This window comes from Sinobaca sp. SA16-1 (assembly GCF_059510515.1).
In genome coordinates this window covers 145522-161377 of record NZ_JCAKFL010000005.1, presented here as the reverse complement: position 1 = coordinate 161377, position 15856 = coordinate 145522, and the positions used below count along the sequence as shown (strand labels likewise).

Annotated in this window: 20 protein-coding genes; 2 read left to right on the top strand and 18 right to left on the bottom strand. The window is 45.6% G+C overall.

Annotated elements, in window-relative coordinates; genetic code table 11:
- Positions 1-7: 7 nt before the first annotated feature.
- The 11 genes from fabG to AC5W2J_RS14840 all read right to left on the bottom strand — a co-directional run bounded on the left by fabG (position 8) and on the right by AC5W2J_RS14840 (position 9936).
- Entirely contained in the window at positions 8-784 is a 777-nt protein-coding gene (gene fabG, locus AC5W2J_RS14890) for a 3-oxoacyl-ACP reductase FabG (RefSeq protein WP_496060248.1), read from the bottom strand.
- Positions 784-1932 (bottom strand): acyl-CoA dehydrogenase family protein, encoded by a 1149-nt coding sequence (locus AC5W2J_RS14885; RefSeq protein WP_496060247.1) that lies wholly within the window; start codon positions 1930-1932, stop codon positions 784-786. Before AC5W2J_RS14885 ends, fabG begins: the two co-directional genes overlap by 1 nt.
- Positions 1929-2789, bottom strand: coding sequence for a 3-hydroxyacyl-CoA dehydrogenase family protein (locus tag AC5W2J_RS14880; protein WP_496060246.1), 861 nt, complete (start codon positions 2787-2789; stop codon positions 1929-1931). The genes AC5W2J_RS14885 and AC5W2J_RS14880 overlap by 4 nt, the downstream gene beginning before the upstream one ends.
- Positions 2734-3195, bottom strand: coding sequence for a PaaI family thioesterase (locus tag AC5W2J_RS14875; RefSeq protein ID WP_496060245.1), 462 nt, complete (start codon positions 3193-3195; stop codon positions 2734-2736). The genes AC5W2J_RS14880 and AC5W2J_RS14875 overlap by 56 nt, the downstream gene beginning before the upstream one ends.
- Positions 3196-3207: 12 nt before the next feature.
- Positions 3208-3987, bottom strand: coding sequence for an enoyl-CoA hydratase/isomerase family protein (locus AC5W2J_RS14870; protein ID WP_496060244.1), 780 nt, complete (start codon positions 3985-3987; stop codon positions 3208-3210).
- A 16-nt stretch (positions 3988-4003) separates the two neighbouring features.
- Entirely contained in the window at positions 4004-4837 is an 834-nt protein-coding gene (locus AC5W2J_RS14865) for a 3-hydroxyacyl-CoA dehydrogenase family protein (RefSeq protein ID WP_496060488.1), read from the bottom strand.
- Between the two features lie 28 nt (positions 4838-4865).
- Entirely contained in the window at positions 4866-6491 is a 1626-nt protein-coding gene (locus tag AC5W2J_RS14860; RefSeq protein WP_496060243.1) for a long-chain-fatty-acid--CoA ligase, read from the bottom strand.
- An 11-nt stretch (positions 6492-6502) separates the two neighbouring features.
- Positions 6503-7648, bottom strand: a complete 1146-nt coding sequence (locus AC5W2J_RS14855) for an acyl-CoA dehydrogenase family protein (RefSeq protein ID WP_252314892.1) — start codon at positions 7646-7648, stop codon at positions 6503-6505.
- Positions 7632-7823 (bottom strand): hypothetical protein, encoded by a 192-nt coding sequence (locus AC5W2J_RS14850; protein WP_496060242.1) that lies wholly within the window; start codon positions 7821-7823, stop codon positions 7632-7634. The genes AC5W2J_RS14855 and AC5W2J_RS14850 overlap by 17 nt, the downstream gene beginning before the upstream one ends.
- A gap of 88 nt (positions 7824-7911) precedes the next feature.
- Positions 7912-9570, bottom strand: a complete 1659-nt coding sequence (locus AC5W2J_RS14845; RefSeq protein ID WP_496060241.1) for a sigma-54 interaction domain-containing protein — start codon at positions 9568-9570, stop codon at positions 7912-7914.
- A gap of 210 nt (positions 9571-9780) precedes the next feature.
- Positions 9781-9936: a hypothetical protein gene (locus AC5W2J_RS14840; protein ID WP_496060240.1), complete on the bottom strand. Its 156-nt coding sequence runs from the start codon at positions 9934-9936 to the stop codon at positions 9781-9783.
- 200 nt (positions 9937-10136) lie between these two features.
- On the opposite strand from AC5W2J_RS14840, the gene AC5W2J_RS14835 reads away from it, so the two are divergent.
- Positions 10137-10433 (top strand): hypothetical protein, encoded by a 297-nt coding sequence (locus tag AC5W2J_RS14835; RefSeq protein ID WP_496060239.1) that lies wholly within the window; start codon positions 10137-10139, stop codon positions 10431-10433.
- Complete coding sequence (locus tag AC5W2J_RS14830; RefSeq protein ID WP_496060238.1) at positions 10430-10789, top strand: hypothetical protein; 360 nt, start codon at positions 10430-10432, stop codon at positions 10787-10789. Before AC5W2J_RS14835 ends, AC5W2J_RS14830 begins: the two co-directional genes overlap by 4 nt.
- A gap of 9 nt (positions 10790-10798) precedes the next feature.
- Here AC5W2J_RS14830 and AC5W2J_RS14825 read toward each other — a convergent pair whose 3' ends face one another.
- From AC5W2J_RS14825 to AC5W2J_RS14795, 7 genes are all read right to left on the bottom strand, one after another.
- On the bottom strand, positions 10799-10981 hold the full coding sequence (locus AC5W2J_RS14825) for a hypothetical protein (RefSeq protein ID WP_496060237.1): 183 nt from the start codon (positions 10979-10981) through the stop codon (positions 10799-10801).
- Positions 10982-10999: 18 nt separating this feature from the next.
- Complete coding sequence (locus AC5W2J_RS14820; RefSeq protein WP_496060236.1) at positions 11000-12187, bottom strand: patatin-like phospholipase family protein; 1188 nt, start codon at positions 12185-12187, stop codon at positions 11000-11002.
- A gap of 198 nt (positions 12188-12385) precedes the next feature.
- Positions 12386-13027, bottom strand: coding sequence for a response regulator transcription factor (locus tag AC5W2J_RS14815; protein ID WP_496060235.1), 642 nt, complete (start codon positions 13025-13027; stop codon positions 12386-12388).
- Positions 13020-14066, bottom strand: a complete 1047-nt coding sequence (locus tag AC5W2J_RS14810) for a sensor histidine kinase (protein WP_496060234.1) — start codon at positions 14064-14066, stop codon at positions 13020-13022. The genes AC5W2J_RS14815 and AC5W2J_RS14810 overlap by 8 nt, the downstream gene beginning before the upstream one ends.
- A complete protein-coding gene (gene liaF, locus AC5W2J_RS14805; protein ID WP_496060233.1) occupies positions 14063-14785 on the bottom strand; it encodes a cell wall-active antibiotics response protein LiaF in 723 nt (240 codons plus the stop codon). The genes AC5W2J_RS14810 and liaF overlap by 4 nt, the downstream gene beginning before the upstream one ends.
- 62 nt (positions 14786-14847) lie before the next feature.
- Positions 14848-15459 carry a PspA/IM30 family protein gene (locus AC5W2J_RS14800; RefSeq protein WP_496060232.1) on the bottom strand — a complete coding sequence of 204 codons (612 nt, stop codon included), beginning with the start codon at positions 15457-15459 and terminating at the stop codon, positions 14848-14850.
- A gap of 13 nt (positions 15460-15472) precedes the next feature.
- The gene (locus tag AC5W2J_RS14795) at positions 15473-15820 is read right to left on the bottom strand and encodes a lmo0954 family membrane protein (protein ID WP_496060231.1); all 348 of its coding nucleotides are present in this window, start codon (positions 15818-15820) and stop codon (positions 15473-15475) included.
- Between the last annotated feature and the right edge of the window lie 36 nt (positions 15821-15856).

The following is a 15856-nucleotide window of genomic DNA, read 5'->3' as shown; positions in this document are numbered from 1 at the left end:
TCCCTCCTTATGCTTTAGGTCCGCCTGCGACATAGAGAACCTGTCCTGATATAAATGAACTTTCTTCTTCTGCAAAAAACAGGGCAGCGCCGGCAATGTCCTCGGGTTTCCCGCTTCGTCCTACTGGAATCACCTTTGTTTTTTCCTGCACGAATTCTGCAAACGGCACCCCCAGCCTTCTCGCTGTCGCTTTCGTCATATCTGACTCGATAAAACCAGGAGCTATAGCATTACTCGTAATCCCAAACGGTCCCAGCTCCAGGGCTACCGACTTCACAAATCCCTGCAGCCCTGCTTTAGCCGTGGCATAGTTCACCTGGCCTTTGTTCCCAAGTGCCGATACAGAAGAGATCGTAATAATTCTTCCATAGCCGTTTTTAACCATTTGTTTCTGCGCTGCCTGCGTACAATGAAACGCTCCATTCAGATGCACGCCAATAACGCTCGACCATTCTTCCTGGCTCATTCGAAAAAGAAGCTGATCTTTTGTGATTCCTGCATTATTGACTAGTATAGAAACAGGTCCATACCGCTCTTCCACGGCCTGAAACACTTCTTCTACTTTTTTTTGGATTTTCACATCTAAGTGATGACCGCTTGCTGAACCTCCCCGGCTTTCAATAGCGGTAACCGCTTCTTCAATTACACCGGAGTCCCGGTCCATGATGCAGACATGCGCTCCTTCTTTTGCAAACCGTTCGGCTATTGCGCGTCCGATGCCTTTTCCGCCCCCTGTCACACAAGCAACATGGCCTTCTAATGATTGACTGGAAGAATGCGCCATCAGCTGTATTCCTTTCGAAGCTGGCCGCTTATAATGTTTTTCTGAATTTCGGAAGTACCTTCATAGATGCGGGTGATTCGGGCATCACGATAATACCGTTCGATAGGATACTCCTGCATATATCCAATTCCTCCATGCACCTGTACCGCTTTATCCGCTACCCGCTGGTACACTTCTGACCCAAACAGTTTCAGCATGGCTGCTTCCTTGATAACTTTCTGCCCCTGGTCCACCATCCATGCAATACGATAAGTGAAAGACCGCAGGGCCTCTGTATCCATCGCCATTTCCGCTACCATATGTGCCACCGCCTGATGCTCAATGATCGGCACATGAAACTGCTCTCTTTCTTCTGTGAAAGCCATCGATAAATCAATTAACTTCTGACAGGACCCGAGATTTCTTGCGGCGAGCCCAGCCCGGCCGTTGGCAAGAATTTTCAGCGCATTGATATACCCTTCTCCTTCTTCTCCGAGCACATTTTCCAGAGGAACTTCGCAGTCTTCAAAGATTACTTCTGCTGAATAAGATCCTTTTAATCCCATTTTCTTCTCATTTGAACCAATCGATATTCCCGGAAAGCTTTTCTCAACCAGAAAGGACGTAATTCCTTTAGCTCCTTTGGAAGGGTCCGTAACCGCCATGACCGTAAATATATTGGCGATAGGGGCGTTGGTAATATAATGCTTTGTGCCGTTTAAAATATATTTACTGCCTTTTTTTACAGCTGTCGTTTTTAAATTAGTGGCATGGGAACCGGCAGCGGGCTCTGTTAAGCAAAAAGCCCCGATAGAGTTCCCTGCTGCCATATCCGGCAGATACTTTTCCTTTTGCGCCTCGTTTCCCATTTCGACAATGCCTACCGTTCCAATCCCGGTATGCGCACCTATCAGCGTTGTATAGCCGTTATGCGTTTTTCCTATTTCTTCATAGAGAGCGCACTTGCCTACCATTCCTATCCCCAGCCCGCCATACTTCTCAGGAATGCTCATTCCGAACAAACCCATTTCACAGGACTGTTTAAACAAGGAGTCAGGAATGGCGTCGTTCTCTTCGATGCTGTGGCTCTGCGGATCCACCTCTTTTGAAATAAAGTCTTTTATATTTTTTTTAAATAAAAGAATGTCTTCATCTAATTCAAAGTTCATGCTTTCCCTCCTTTCTCATACTCATAAAACCCCCTGCCGGTTTTTCTTCCCAGCCTGCCTGCTTTCACATACTTCACTAATATCGGGCAGGGGCGGTATTTTTCCCCGAGCGTTTGATGCAGGTACTCCATATTGCGAAGCCGCGTATCCAGGCCGACTAAATCAGCCAGTTCCAGCGGTCCCATAGGATGGTTCAAACCGAGTTTCATTGAGGTATCCACATCTTCAATCGATGCGACTCCTTCCATCACCATCGTCATCGCCTCATTGCCTATCAGACAATTCATCCGGCTTACGGCAAAGCCTGGAAATTCATTCACTTCCACAGGTGTTTTGTTTAATACTGCGGCCAGTACCTTCGCCTTTTGAACCGTTTCATCAGAGGTTTCCAGCCCCCGAATCACTTCAATCAGCTTCATTTTCGGCACTGGATTAAAGAAATGCATGGCCAGGCACTGATCCGGCCGGCCGGTCTGCGCTGCCATTTCTGTAGGACTCATCGTTGATGTATTAGACGCAATCACTGCTTCTGCAGGGGCGTATTTATCTATTTGCTGAAAGATGGATATCTTTAGATCCATCCTTTCCAAGACTGCTTCAATCACGATGTCTGCATGCTCCACCGCTTCTGACAAGGAGCTGGTATAATGGATTCTGGACCGGAGCGTTTGTGCTTCCGATTCGCTCAGTATTTCTTTATCAACTGATTTACCGGCATAGTAGTCGGTGTAGTCGGCGGCTTCCTGGAGAGAGGAATCAGAAACGTCCTGCAGCATCGTCGTCATTCCGGCTTTTGCCGCTTCAAAGCTGATCCCTCTCCCCATCGTTCCAGCGCCGATTATGGCGATCGTTTTCATATCCGGACCCCTTTCTTAAAATTTTAAAGGTTCCGCTTCCGGTAGCCAGCAGAGTGCCGTGTTGATCTTCCATCACTGCTTCACACACAGCCAGCTTGTACCCTTGTTGAATTACTTTTCCTTTTCCTATACATGTTCCGTCTTTAATCGCTGCTAAAAAGTGAACGTTCATGGTAACGGTGACAATGTCTGCCGGCACCATCCGGCGCAGTGCTACACTCATGGCATTGTCGATCACCGTAGCGTACACTCCACCGTGCAGGCTGCCATTGGCATTAATCAGTTCCGGAGTTATTGGAAGATGAATTTCCATGTCTCCGTCTTGATCGGTGATTAAATGACATCCGGTATGCTGGAAAAAAGGACTTTCATTGAACCGTTGTTTAATAGCGGACACATCATTCATCGGCACGGCCTCCTATTTTCCTGCAAACTCAGGTTTCCTTTTTTCCAAAAAGGCGTTCGTTCCTTCGTTTTTATCTTCGGACCCGAATAGAACCGCCTGCGCAAGCTGTTCAATTAACAGGCCTGTTTTCTGGTCTGTTTCATATCCTGCATGGATCGAAAGCTTTGCCATTTTCAAGGCAAGAGGGCCTTTGGATAAAATGGTTTCAGCAAGTGCTTCGACCGTCTGTTTGAGCTCTGCGGCAGGGACTACCTGACTAACGAGTCCGAAGCGTTCTGCTTCTTCTGCTTTAATCATTTTTCCGGTCATAATCCATTCCATCGCTTTTCCTTTTCCAACGAGCCGCGACAGTCTCTGTGTTCCCCCGGCACCCGGTATGATGGAAAGATTCAATTCCGGCAGTCCCAGCTTTGCGTGTTCCGCAGCTATTCGAATATCACAGCTCATGGCCAGTTCACAGCCGCCTCCCAGTGCGTATCCGTTGATCATAGCGATGGTCGGCTTAGGAAAGCCTTCTATATAATCGTATACTTTCTGCATGCTTTCCGGATTTAAAGCATCCAGGGCACTTTTTTCAGCCAGTTTTCCTATATCCGCGCCGGCCGCAAACGATTTTTCTCCTGCTCCTGTAAAAATTACGCATTTTACGGAATCGTTCTTCTTTATATCTTCCAGCTTCTCCACCATTTCTTCCAATGTAGGCTGGTCCAGTGCGTTCCGTACCGGTTCGCGGTTTATCGTAAGATAAGCCAGCTGGCCTTCCTGTGAAACAATCATGTTAGAATCCTTCAATGTATCCCACTCCCCTTTACGTATAGCTGTAAAAACCTTTTCCGGTCTTACGTCCCAGCTCACCTTTATTTACTTTTTCTTCTATTATTCTGGCCGGCCTGTCGCTTTCGTCACCCGACTCTTCAAAACGCTGCTTCCGTACATGATAGTGAATATCCAGACCGGTCAGATCAATAAGAGCAAAAGGTCCGATTGGATGATTTAACGCTTTGGTGCAGGCTAAATCAATTTCTTCGGCGGTAGCATATTCATTTTCGTACAAATACAGCGCCTCATTCATTAATTTTCCGAGTATTCTGTTAGCTATAAACCCTGATATTTCTTTTTTGAGCAGAATAGGTGTTTTTCCAAGAGTCCGGGCAAGCTCCATCGAAAGATCTGCCGTCTCCTGGGAAGTGTGTGGTCCTTTTACGACTTCTACCATTTCCATCACTAACGCCGGGTTAAAAAAATGAAAGTTGCACACTTTGTCGGCTCTGTTTGTCGCATCCGCTATTTTAGAGCTGACAATAGTAGAACTGTTTGTTGCTAAAATGGCATGGGCCGGCGCCAGCTTATCGATTTGTTCAAACAACGACCGTTTGATTTCCACATTTTCCACGACTGCCTCAATAACGTAATCGGTCTGTCCTACCGCTTCGTCCAAAGCGGTCGTCCACGTTATCCGCCCCCAGGCCGCCTCTTTATCTGCATTCGTAAGCTTTCCTTTTTCCACTCTCCGGTCCAGCCGCTTGAGTAACTCCTGCTGTGCTTTCTCAAAGGGTTCTTGTTTCACATCGTAAATATGAACATTAAATCCTGCTAAAGCAGCAACCAGGCCTATCTGCGAACCCATCACTCCCGAACCCATTACACTGATATGTTGGATAGTCACTACATCACCCCTTCGTTTGAACCTCTTTTTTAATTTCTTCTTCTATCAGCTTTCTTCTCAAAATCTTACCTACTGTCGTTTTGGGAAGTTCCTTCCGGATACTGATTTGTTTTGGCACTTTATACGCAGCCATTCGTTCCTTACAGAAAGCAATCAGCTCTTCTTTGTTAAACACCGTGTCTTTTCTTGGAATGACAGCTGCATGCACCGTTTCCCCCCGATAGGAATTGGGGACGCCGAACACGCAGACTTCCAGTACTGCCGGGTGCTCATATAGTACCGCCTCAATATCAGCGGGGTAGATATTAAATCCGCTGGCAATAATTAAATCTTTTTTTCTGCCGACAATGTAGAAATAGCCATCTTCGTCCATTGTTGCGAGATCTCCTGTGAGCAGCCAGCCGTCGTATAGCGTTTTGGCCGTTTCTTCTTTATTTCTCCAATAGCCCTTCATCACCTGCGGCCCCCGAACGAGAAGCTCACCGACTTCACCGGTGTTCAGCGTCCGGTGGAGGTTCTCCTGGTCTACTATTTTCGCCTCGGTATTCGGGATCGGCAGGCCAATGCTGCCGGGCTTTCTTTTTTCTCCCATCGGATTTCGATGAGACACCGGAGAACACTCGGACAGGCCGTACCCTTCAACTATGGGGGCTTTTGTTTTTTGTTCAAATTCATTCATTCGTTCGAGCGGCATAGGCGCCGATCCACTGATACAGATTTTTAAGCTGCCCATCACTTCCGGGGTAGCTTCGGGCTCATTTAATAAGCCGATATACATTGTAGGGACTCCCGAAAACATCGTCGGGCGCTCCTGCTTAATAATTTCGATTAATTTCCCGGCTTCAAAACGTTCCACACAAATAATAGCCGCTGCTCTGAATACGCTTACATTTAATACCGTTGTTAATCCATACACGTGAAAAAAAGGAGCCACCGCCAGTACTTTTTCTCCCGGTATTTTTAAGTCTCTTACTGTAAAAGTAAATGTCTGGTACACGTTAGCGATAATATTGTAATGAGTAAGCATCACGCCTTTGCTGCGTCCTGTCGTGCCCCCTGTATACTGTAAAATACAGACATCTTCCCGTGGATCAATCTCCACTTCAGGCACTGCTTCCGGCAGGAAAGGTCTGTCGATCATCGTCCAAAAATCATGCCCGCTGGAAGCGGCTTTTTTATCAGCCGGCCGGACATACACAAAGTGAATACCCGACACGTCCAGAGAAGAAAACTTCGGGCTTTGCTGCTCGTGTAAAATAAACCAGGACAGCTGGGAATTTTCTATTAGATACTGAATTTCCGACGATTGGTACATAGGATTAACCTGCACAACAATGCCGCCGAGTTTTTGAACAGCAAAATATGCAATAATATATTCAGCCGAATTCGAGAGCATCAGTGCTGCCCGTTCGCCTTTTTTAAAGCCTTCTTCTCTCATAGAAACCGCAAGGCAGACGGCATCTTCGTACAGCTCTTTATAGGACCATCTCCGTTCGCCATCTATAATAGCTGTATATTCCGGATAATCTTTATACGAGCGTTCCAGCAGTTTAAAAACTTCCATCGTTGGAATTTCTACTTCTGCCGGTACCCCTTCTCCATAAAAGCGGTGCCACGGCTGAACTTCCATGCTTTCCCTCCTTACACTTCGTTTAATACCTGCTTCGCTACGATAATCCGCTGTATTTCGTTTGTTCCTTCATAGATCATTGTTATTCTTGCATCCCGGTAAAATCTTTCAATTGGATATTCCGCAATGTATCCCATACCTCCATGAATTTGGACCGCTTTATCCGCTACGCGGTTAAATACTTCGGAACCGAACATTTTAGCCATTGAAGCTTCTTTGATCGCTTTTTTGCCTTCATCAATTAAAGAAGCGGCTTTTAATGTAAGCTGACGAGCTGCTTCGGTTTCTGTTGCCATATCAGCAAGCATCCATTGAATGCCCTGATTTTCAGAGATAGGTTTTTTAAATTGGATTCTTTCTTTCGCATAGGTCGCGGACATTTCGATTAGCTTATCGCATGAGCCGACCGCTCTGGCTGCCAGTCCAATGCGGCCTTCTGCAAGAATACGGAGGGCATTGACATATCCCATTCCAACTTCCCCGATCACATTTTCTTCCGGAATTTCACAGTCTTCAAATATAAGCTGGCACGTGTAAGATCCGCGGAGGCCCATTTTTTTGTCCTGCTTTCCGACAATATAACCGGGAAAATCCTTCTCAACGAGAAAAGCTGTAATTCCGCCTTTCGCTCCTTTTTCACGGTCTGTTAAAGCAAATACCGTGACTACATCGGCTATAGGGCCATTGGTAATGTAATGCTTCATTCCATTTAAGATCCATTTATCTCCCTTTTTTTCAGCCTGCGTGGATAAATTGGTAGCATCGGATCCGGCACCCGGCTCCGATAAAGCAAAAGCCCCTAACAGTTCCCCGGTCGCCATGCGTGGTAAGTATTTTTGTTTTAATTCTTCTCCCGCCATTTTCACAAGCCCTGTACTTCCTATCCCTGTATGGGCACTGATTAAAGATACAAAGCCGTTATGCGTTCGTCCGAGCTGTTCTAATATAATCGCTTTTCCTGTTGAATTAAGCCCAATGCCGCCATATTCTTCTGGAATGCTGATACCAAACAACCCGAGTTCTTTTGCTTTTTCTACTAAATGGTCTGGAATTCGATCTTCATCTTCTATCTGCTGGGCAAGGGGTTCCACTTCGTTTTCTACAAAATTCCGAATCATTACTTTCATCTGCGCTACTTCTTCAGCGATTACTGTCAAAATAAAGCCCTCCTTTTTCTATCTGCTCCTTACTAAAGCAAGTATTATGCCAACTTTGTAAAATCAGCAGAAGAATGGTGGAAAACTCCCCATCTGACAGCTTTTCTAATTTTTTGCCCCATGTAAAAAAAGGAAGCCGGGTAAAGGCAGCTTCCTTTGTTATCGTTTCATTCATTCACTATTGAATTAATTACCAATGTAAGTGCTTACAATACATAAAATTCAAAAATGAATGATAATCCAAATATGAATCATTCTATGGTTTACGTGGATAAATTGTATTTATGAAGCTTTCTTACGATCGTTGCCTGACTGGTTTTTAAATAAACCGCTGCATCATACGTTGTTCTGCATATATCCAGCGCTTCTTTTAACACGTTGTATTCAGCCTGCTCGACGGCTTCCTTTAACGACATTCCTTCTGATGACTGCATAGAAGGTGACGTTGTATGATATTCTTCCGGCAGATCATTAATAGTCAGTTCTTTTAAAGGCACTGTTAAAACCAGTCGTTCGATCATATTTGATAACTCTCGTACGTTGCCGGGCCAATGATAATAATAGAAATAATCTTTTAAGTCTTTGGAAATCACTTTTGACATATTATACTTTTGGTTATATTCATGCAGAAAGTGATGAATAAGAGGAAGAATATCGTCTTTTCTTTCTCTTAATGGCGGTACATTCAGCGGAATCACATGCAGCCTGTAGTATAAATCTTCCCGAAACTCCCCCTTTTCCACCATGTGCTTTAAATCTTTATTAGTGGCTGTGATTATTCTTGTATCCACCTGAAGTGTTTTGGTTCCTCCTATTCTCTGTATTTCTTTTTCCTGCAGCACTCTGAGCATTTTCACCTGCAGAGGTTCAGGCATTTCCCCCACTTCGTCCAAAAACAGCACACCCTGATCTGCTTGTTCAAATACGCCGGCTTTTCCTTTTTTTCCTGCTCCGGTAAAAGCCCCCTGCTCGTATCCAAACAGTTCCGCCTCCAGTAAATCTTTCGGAAGGGCGCCGCAGTTTATTTTGATAAATTCACCCGTTTCCGCCCTGTCGCTTTTTTTATAAAGGTGTTTAGCTACAATTTCCTTTCCCACGCCTGTTTCGCCGCTTATAAAGATAGTCGCGTCTACATCCGCGAGTCTATCGGCCGCTTCAAAAAGCTCTATGATTTTATTGCTTTTCAAAACAATATCAGGATCCCGGTTCGATACCTGAATAAGCTTTTGAATTTCCTGTTCGTATTTTTGATTCAACTCTTTTGCTTTGTTTAATTCATCATGAAGTTCATTCAGTTCCGAAAGATCGCGGATATTGGTTACAATTTTTTCTACTTCCCCATTCGTGTCAAAAATAGGACTGCCCGTCAGCATCGTTTCTTTTTTATTAAAATTCTCCTGGACTATATTCACTGGTCCCTTTGTTTTGATGACTTTATCGCTGACAGACTCTTTTAATATCCCTCTATTGATTAAGTCATGGATGTTTTTTCCTATGTAGTATTCCTTAGGAATGCCGGTGATTCGTTCAATTGCCGAATTGGTTTTTAACGTGTTTCCTTTATTATCTGTAATATATATGCCGTCATACGAATTTTCTATAATAGCATCCAGTGCCCTGTTTGATTGACGTAACTGCTCTGTTTCTTCCAGCAGCGCCGTGTAGTCTTTTCCACAGAAAAACAAAATATACGTCATTTCTTCAAAAGTGTTCACTTTATACAATAGAACTTTGCTGTCTTTTATTTTTCCAAATGACCAATTATCTGAGAGCTGCTTTTCATACACGATCAGATCATTCCACCATTTATCTTCTATGGATGTCTCATCAAACCAGCCGGCGGCTTCTTCATTCGCCTGCATCACTATTCCGTCTTTAGATACGAGGGTGCAGGCCAGAGGTATACTATTTAAGTTTGTCATATAGAGACTCCTTTTGAACATATTATCTTTATTAAACCGGTTCGAGAGGTACTGTATAATCTTTCAGATCGTTTTTCAGCCTATCATCATGGATACTCTTTTATATTATAACGCAATACTCCCCTGTATATGAATCCGCTTTCAATTATACTGGTTGATTCCTGTAGATTAGAGACAAACAAAAACACTCCGTTTAAAGGAGTGTCTCCGTTACATGCGCTTTCCTTTTTTAAAGAAATACTTTTCCATGAGCTGCCGGGTCGTTTCTTTCCGCTCTTCGGTGTATCCCCGCATATAGAGGACTTTGTTTGTCTTTTTCAGGCGGTCCGGATGAGTTGGCGGCTTCTGCTTTTCGGTGCTCACCATCGATTATTCCTCCTTTTATTAAGACAGCTTATTTGTTACCGTTCGTCCTGTTTTCTTAATTTCATTTTACCGGAGCGGTTCGGCGTTTACAAACAAAATATTCTGAATATTGTCAGGATAGGAATAAACGGAAGCGGGTTACAAACACCAACAGAAAGGGAAACTAATGTATAGTATAGAAACAAAGGAGATGGCTCACCATGAAGGCACTGCTTTTTAAAGTTCCTGAAAAAACATATTCCATTCAGATCGTCGCAAGACTGTTCCGCCCCCAGACACAGAAAAAGGGATCATTTGATGAAGAAGGCGTCTTTTCATTTGAAGACGGACCTATGCTTCCCGGCCGGATTTCTTTTCTGACTTCAGAAAAACTCCGCTATGGATCCACTTATTATATTCAAATGAACAAAAAGGTCTATGCTTTTGAACCGGAAAAAATGCGCGAGCAGGGTTCTAAGTATGTAGTAACCGGCCTCTACACGCATCTCGACCGATGATACTGCGCAGCCGGAAGAAAGAAGAGCCCATTACCCACCCCGAAACAGCCGGTAAATTAAACAAAGCCCGCCGGAAGAAGTCACCTTACTTTGTAATCGAAGGCGGACTCGCTGAAGAATTTAAAAAAGTGCTGCCCTTTCAGAACATAAGCAAAGAAGAGGCAGATACGCTTGATACGAGCTGGACGCCGCGCCATACAGTGAAAAAAGTGACCGGCACTGCTGTATCTGTCCAGGACATTGTCTTTGTCATAAAGCTGAAGGGATTTACCGGCCTGCATAAGCTGTTTACTGCCTACCATATTGACATAACAGAACAAGAAAGCGCCCCGGTTATTACGTTCACACGTAAATAAAGGGGCGCTTTACTTTTCTTCTTTTTTCCATTCTTCCTGAATCACTTGCAGGTCTTCTTCTGCCTGCTTTTGATAATCTTGATGAGCACGCTGCAGATCCCGTTCGAATTTCCTTTTTTCATTCCAGGATAAATAAACAGAACCAATTCCGGCCATAACCGCACCGGCTGCCATTACTATAGGCTTTCGCATAATAATTACCCCTTTCTATTACCAGAATACCCGCTTTTCTCCTTTTTTTAACACTTTTTCCACCTCACTCGTATTTTCAAAAGGAAAGGCAGGAATCTCGTCTCGTTTTTCATTCGGTATTTGATCCGGATAGAGCGACTTCAGCGCCGCATCCATTCTTACTTCTCCCATCCACAGGAGTACGCCAATTTCCACTTCGTTAAATGCATCCAAATCAGTCCGCAGATACCCTGCACGTTCTTCTATCTCTTCATATTCTTCTAAATCCCACGCCTGGTATTGGATTTCCGATTTATAAAGCTGTTCTTCTGCAACCTCTTTCATTTTCTTTTCTAAAATAAGCTGTATCCCACGCCTGTCGTGTTCTTTATCCAATATTTCTCTTCTTAAATAAATCATTTCACTCATGCTTATATTTAGTATTCTCAGAGTACGCGTGGGAAAGGTCGATTTGTATTCAACAGGCCAGACCTTAGCCCTGTCGCTTGCATCCATCGTAATAAAATCCCCATCCTCCTGCAGAATACTGTCCGTTCCTAAATTGTCAAAAACACCGCCATCCGTGAGATACAGCTTGTCAGGAAGCCTTCCCGGATAGCTCGTCGTTCCATCCGTATCGATAAAAGAAAGCTGTTTCGTGGAGAGACGCACGGGCGCAAAAATCATCGGAAAGGCGGCGGAAACCGCTACAGCAAAGGCAACAGAAATGTTGTCAATATCTGTACTGCGCCCTATCTTCTCTCCTTCCATTGAATAAGCATTAAAATAAAAACCTTTCATTGTATTCAGGCAGGCCGCATGGCAGTTCCATAGTGGAACCCGGGGAAGATCCACCATTTTTATATTTCCGTACAGCTCTTTTTTCAAGACGTCCGGAAACATAGTGCTCAGGTTCAGACGGGGGGCCCACAGCTTATGAGGCCGGCGCAGAATCCTCCAGAAAAGCTTCCGTCTTATATTCTTTAATCCCACGTCAATCATAGGTTTCGTTACTCTTTTATCAAAATCATCCACCCCTGTAAAAGGGCCGGATGCCAGTGCTGTCATGATCGCCCCCGCCGTAATGCTTCCACCGGAAACAGACGTAATACCCTGTACTTTATGGTCAAGTCCGAGCTCCACCAGCCTCCGGTATCCACCGAGACAGTAATAAGAGGCACGAAAACCGCCTCCGGAAAACCCTATGTTTAAGCCACTCTGTTTCATCTGCTGCCGCCTCCTCTACCGGTGGTGTATAACCTAATTATACCAGTGCTGGTTTGAAAAAGGCAGAATATGATGCAGGGAACATAAAGAAGAGCGGCACTCCGATTAAAGAGTCCGCTCCTATATTGGTCAGATTCCTCTGCGTCCCCTGAAGGAATGCCCCGATGAAAGCTGCCCTTCAGGCACAATGATCGAATACTAATTATCTTCTTTTACGAGGCCGTGCTTAAATGCATATACAACGGCCTGGGTGCGGTCATGTACATCCAATTTTCCGAGGATGTTGCTCACATGAACCTTTGTTGTTTTTAACGCGATAAACAGCTGATCGGCAATTTCCTGGTTGCTCTTCCCTTCCGCCATGAGCTGCAGCACTTCCTGCTCCCGGGCCGTGAGTTGTTCATACAAGTCGGCCTGGACCGGCTTTCGCATCTTATGCAGCATTTTCTCGGTTACTTCCGGTTCCAGAATGGATTCCCCGCCGTAGGCCGCACGGACAGCTTCTGCGATCCTGCCGGCTTTGGATGTTTTCAGCATATAGCTCATTGCTCCTGCTTCCAGAGCCGGATACACTTTTTCATCATCCAGAAAGCTCGTAACGATAATAATCTTTGCTGTCGGCCACTCTTCCATGATCGCTTTTGTTGCTTCAATGCCGTCCATATCTTTCATCACCAGATCCATTAAAATGACGTCCGGCCGGTGTTTAAAAGCTTCTGCCACCGCCTCTTTCCCGCTGGACGCCTCAGCGACTACTTCCATATCAGGCTGTGAAGATAAGTAGGCCGTCACGCCGATCCGTACCATTTCATGGTCATCTGCAAACAGTATTCTAATCACCGATCTGTTCCTCCTTCCGCAGCTGCGGCACTTTCACTTCTATTCGGCTGCCCTCGCCTGGAATGCTTACAATTTTACAGCGTCCGCCCACTTCTTCTGCCCGTTCTCTCATATTCGTCAGCCCATAGCTGTCCGCCCGCGCTTCTGTCGGCTCAAATCCTACACCGTCGTCGCTGATCCGCAGAATAATCGTTTGATCTCTTTCAATCAACAGCACGTGCAGCGTCCGGGCGCCGGCATGCCGGAGCGTATTGGATACCGCTTCCTGCACGACACGAAACAGCTGATCCTCGACTCCTTTTTCAATCGGAAACTCCTCCGTCTTCACGTGAATATCGAGGGGGACTTTCTCTCTAAGCTCTTCTACGAGCTTGGTGACCCCCGTCTGCAGGGATTGTTCCTGAAGAGCCGCCGGCCTTAGGTGCAGAAGGAGTGCCCTCATTTCCACCTGGGACTGGGTAATCATGTCCTCTACGAGCATCCAGCGCTTTTTGACAGCCTGCGTCATTTCTTTTTCCTCATCTGTAATAGCAGAGACCATCATAGATGCAGCGAACAGCTGCTGGCTGACGGAGTCATGCAGTTCTCTGGCAATGCGGGTGCGCTCCTGCTCAATTACTTCCTGCAGGCTCTGCTGCCGCTCCTCTGCTCTTTCGGTGGCGAGCTTCTGGCTCCGTTCGGCCTGGAGGTCCGCCTGTGCTTCAAGCTCTCTGTAGGCTTTCTGAAGCTGTTTTAATTCAGGCAGTGCTTCCTGATCCAGCTTGGGAAGCCTCTCTCCCCGCACCAGTGAGGATGCTTCGATGATCGCTTTCTGCCATTTATGCTGCCAGTATAAGCCGGAAGCCAGGCCGATAGCTACTCCCGCCGTAACGAGCACAGCAGGAACCATTAATGCATAAGGCAGATCCGCTATTCTCGCCTCCCAGAGAATTCGGAGCGACACAGGCTCAAACACGCGGAAAGTTATAACGAGAATGAGCAGCCCTACAAGTAGCGATACCGCAATCCCGATAACCATCTGCTTTATCAATAAGGTCATCTCCGCTTCACCTCCAGGTCTCCGGACAAAATGGAAGTAAAGATCTTCAGATGCACCGCTTCCGTTTCCTCTTCTTCGGAATGGTAGATCATCGATTTATTAAACAACCGTTCTTTTTCTCTTCCCGGTACAAACACATGCCCGAACACCGCACTGTGGTAAAGGCTGAATTTCACTTCATATGGCACATAAATCGTCACTCTTCCGATGCCGTGCCTGACCACAATAACGGCTTCGTCGGGCAGAACCGTATTTGTTGTATCAATGATGCGGTCCCCAAGGCCTCCGGTGATGTTGATATGCTTCCATCCATACGGCTGCTCGAGTGTCCTTTCCCGGCCGAGAAACCTGTTTTTCAAAAGCGGCCGTTCGGATTCTTTCTGCCTTTCCGGCTTTTCCTGAAAAAAAGATGGCGATAGTTCATCCGGATGCTCCCGGGTTTTATAGTTTTGAATCAGCAGCAGCACTAAGAAGGCAACAATCGCAAATCGTATCGAAATCGTACTCAGTGCCGACAGTCCGAGGCCGACAGCCCCTATCCAGAAAACAATTTTCCCCAGCGTTCTTCTCAGTACCCTTTTTCCTAAAAAAAGAAGAACGGCAAAAAACAACAGGGAAAAAATAATGCCGCTGTCTGTAAACAACAATTCTACTGCTAAAAGAATGACAGCAATCAGGCCGACTGTGTTTATCGTTGTAGTTGAAATTCTGGAAAGCATCGCCGTTCTCCTCTCTTTAAGTTGTTATGTAGAAAAAAGGGAGCACTTCGCCCCCCTTCTGACTATTTGTCTTCCAGCCTCGCTACCCGTTCGTCAAAAGACTGTTTCTCCTCGGCTTCCTGCTCCCAGTGGGCCAGTCCGTCCAGGTGCCGCTCCATGTCGGAGAAGTAATCGGCCGCAGCGTTTTCTTTTTCATTATACACTTTCTGGCTGTTGTAATTGACCCGGTATACATTTTCTTTTCCCATTAATTCCAGCCGCTTGATATGCATATCTTTAACTTTATGCTTCATGTTTTCATATTTGGATTCAATCTGCTCCAGCTGTTTTTCTGTTTCTTCTTTCATAGCCGCCAGCTTTTCCGTACGGCTTTCATATTCTTCTTTTTCGCGGAGCGCATAGGCATAAAAGTCGTCATTGCCTTTTTCTTTTACTACCTCCGCCTGATAGGTGCGTTTTTCCAGCATGGCGGACGCTTCTTCATATTCTTTTTTAAACGTCTCGACCAGCTGCCGCTGTCTTGCTAAGAGAGCGGCCGTTTTTTCTGTTTCCCTTTCTGCCTGCTTAATGTAGCGCTGCAGCATTTCGGCCGGATTGCCTCTTTCCTTTTTTTCCTGCCAGTACTGCATTTCCGTATCCATCGATTCTTTCATTTTCATCCATAGCGTACTCATTTTTTATCCTCCTTTATTTTTGAAGTCGGGACCATTCCCGGTCAAAGCTTGAAAATGGATCATGCTGGTCCTTGAAGCGGCGGGTCTCGTTCAGGTCTTTGTATTTCTCCCAGCACCAGTACAGCAGCCATGCAGCCAGCGCTCCCAGAATCGCATAAATGTTGGAGACTGCAAGGACAATACCGGTAATGCCCAGCAGAACCCAGAGCACCCTTCCTCCTGTACTGAAGCTTGTCTGATACTGCACATAGGCGGCATACGCGGCAAACACACCAAGCCCAAGCAGCAGAAGCGGACCGAGGTTAGCCAGCAGGACGACGATCGCGAACAGGGCAAGAATAATCAATCCAAATTTTTTCATTTTTTCTCCTCCTTTCGTTTCGTTAGTTTTATCTTA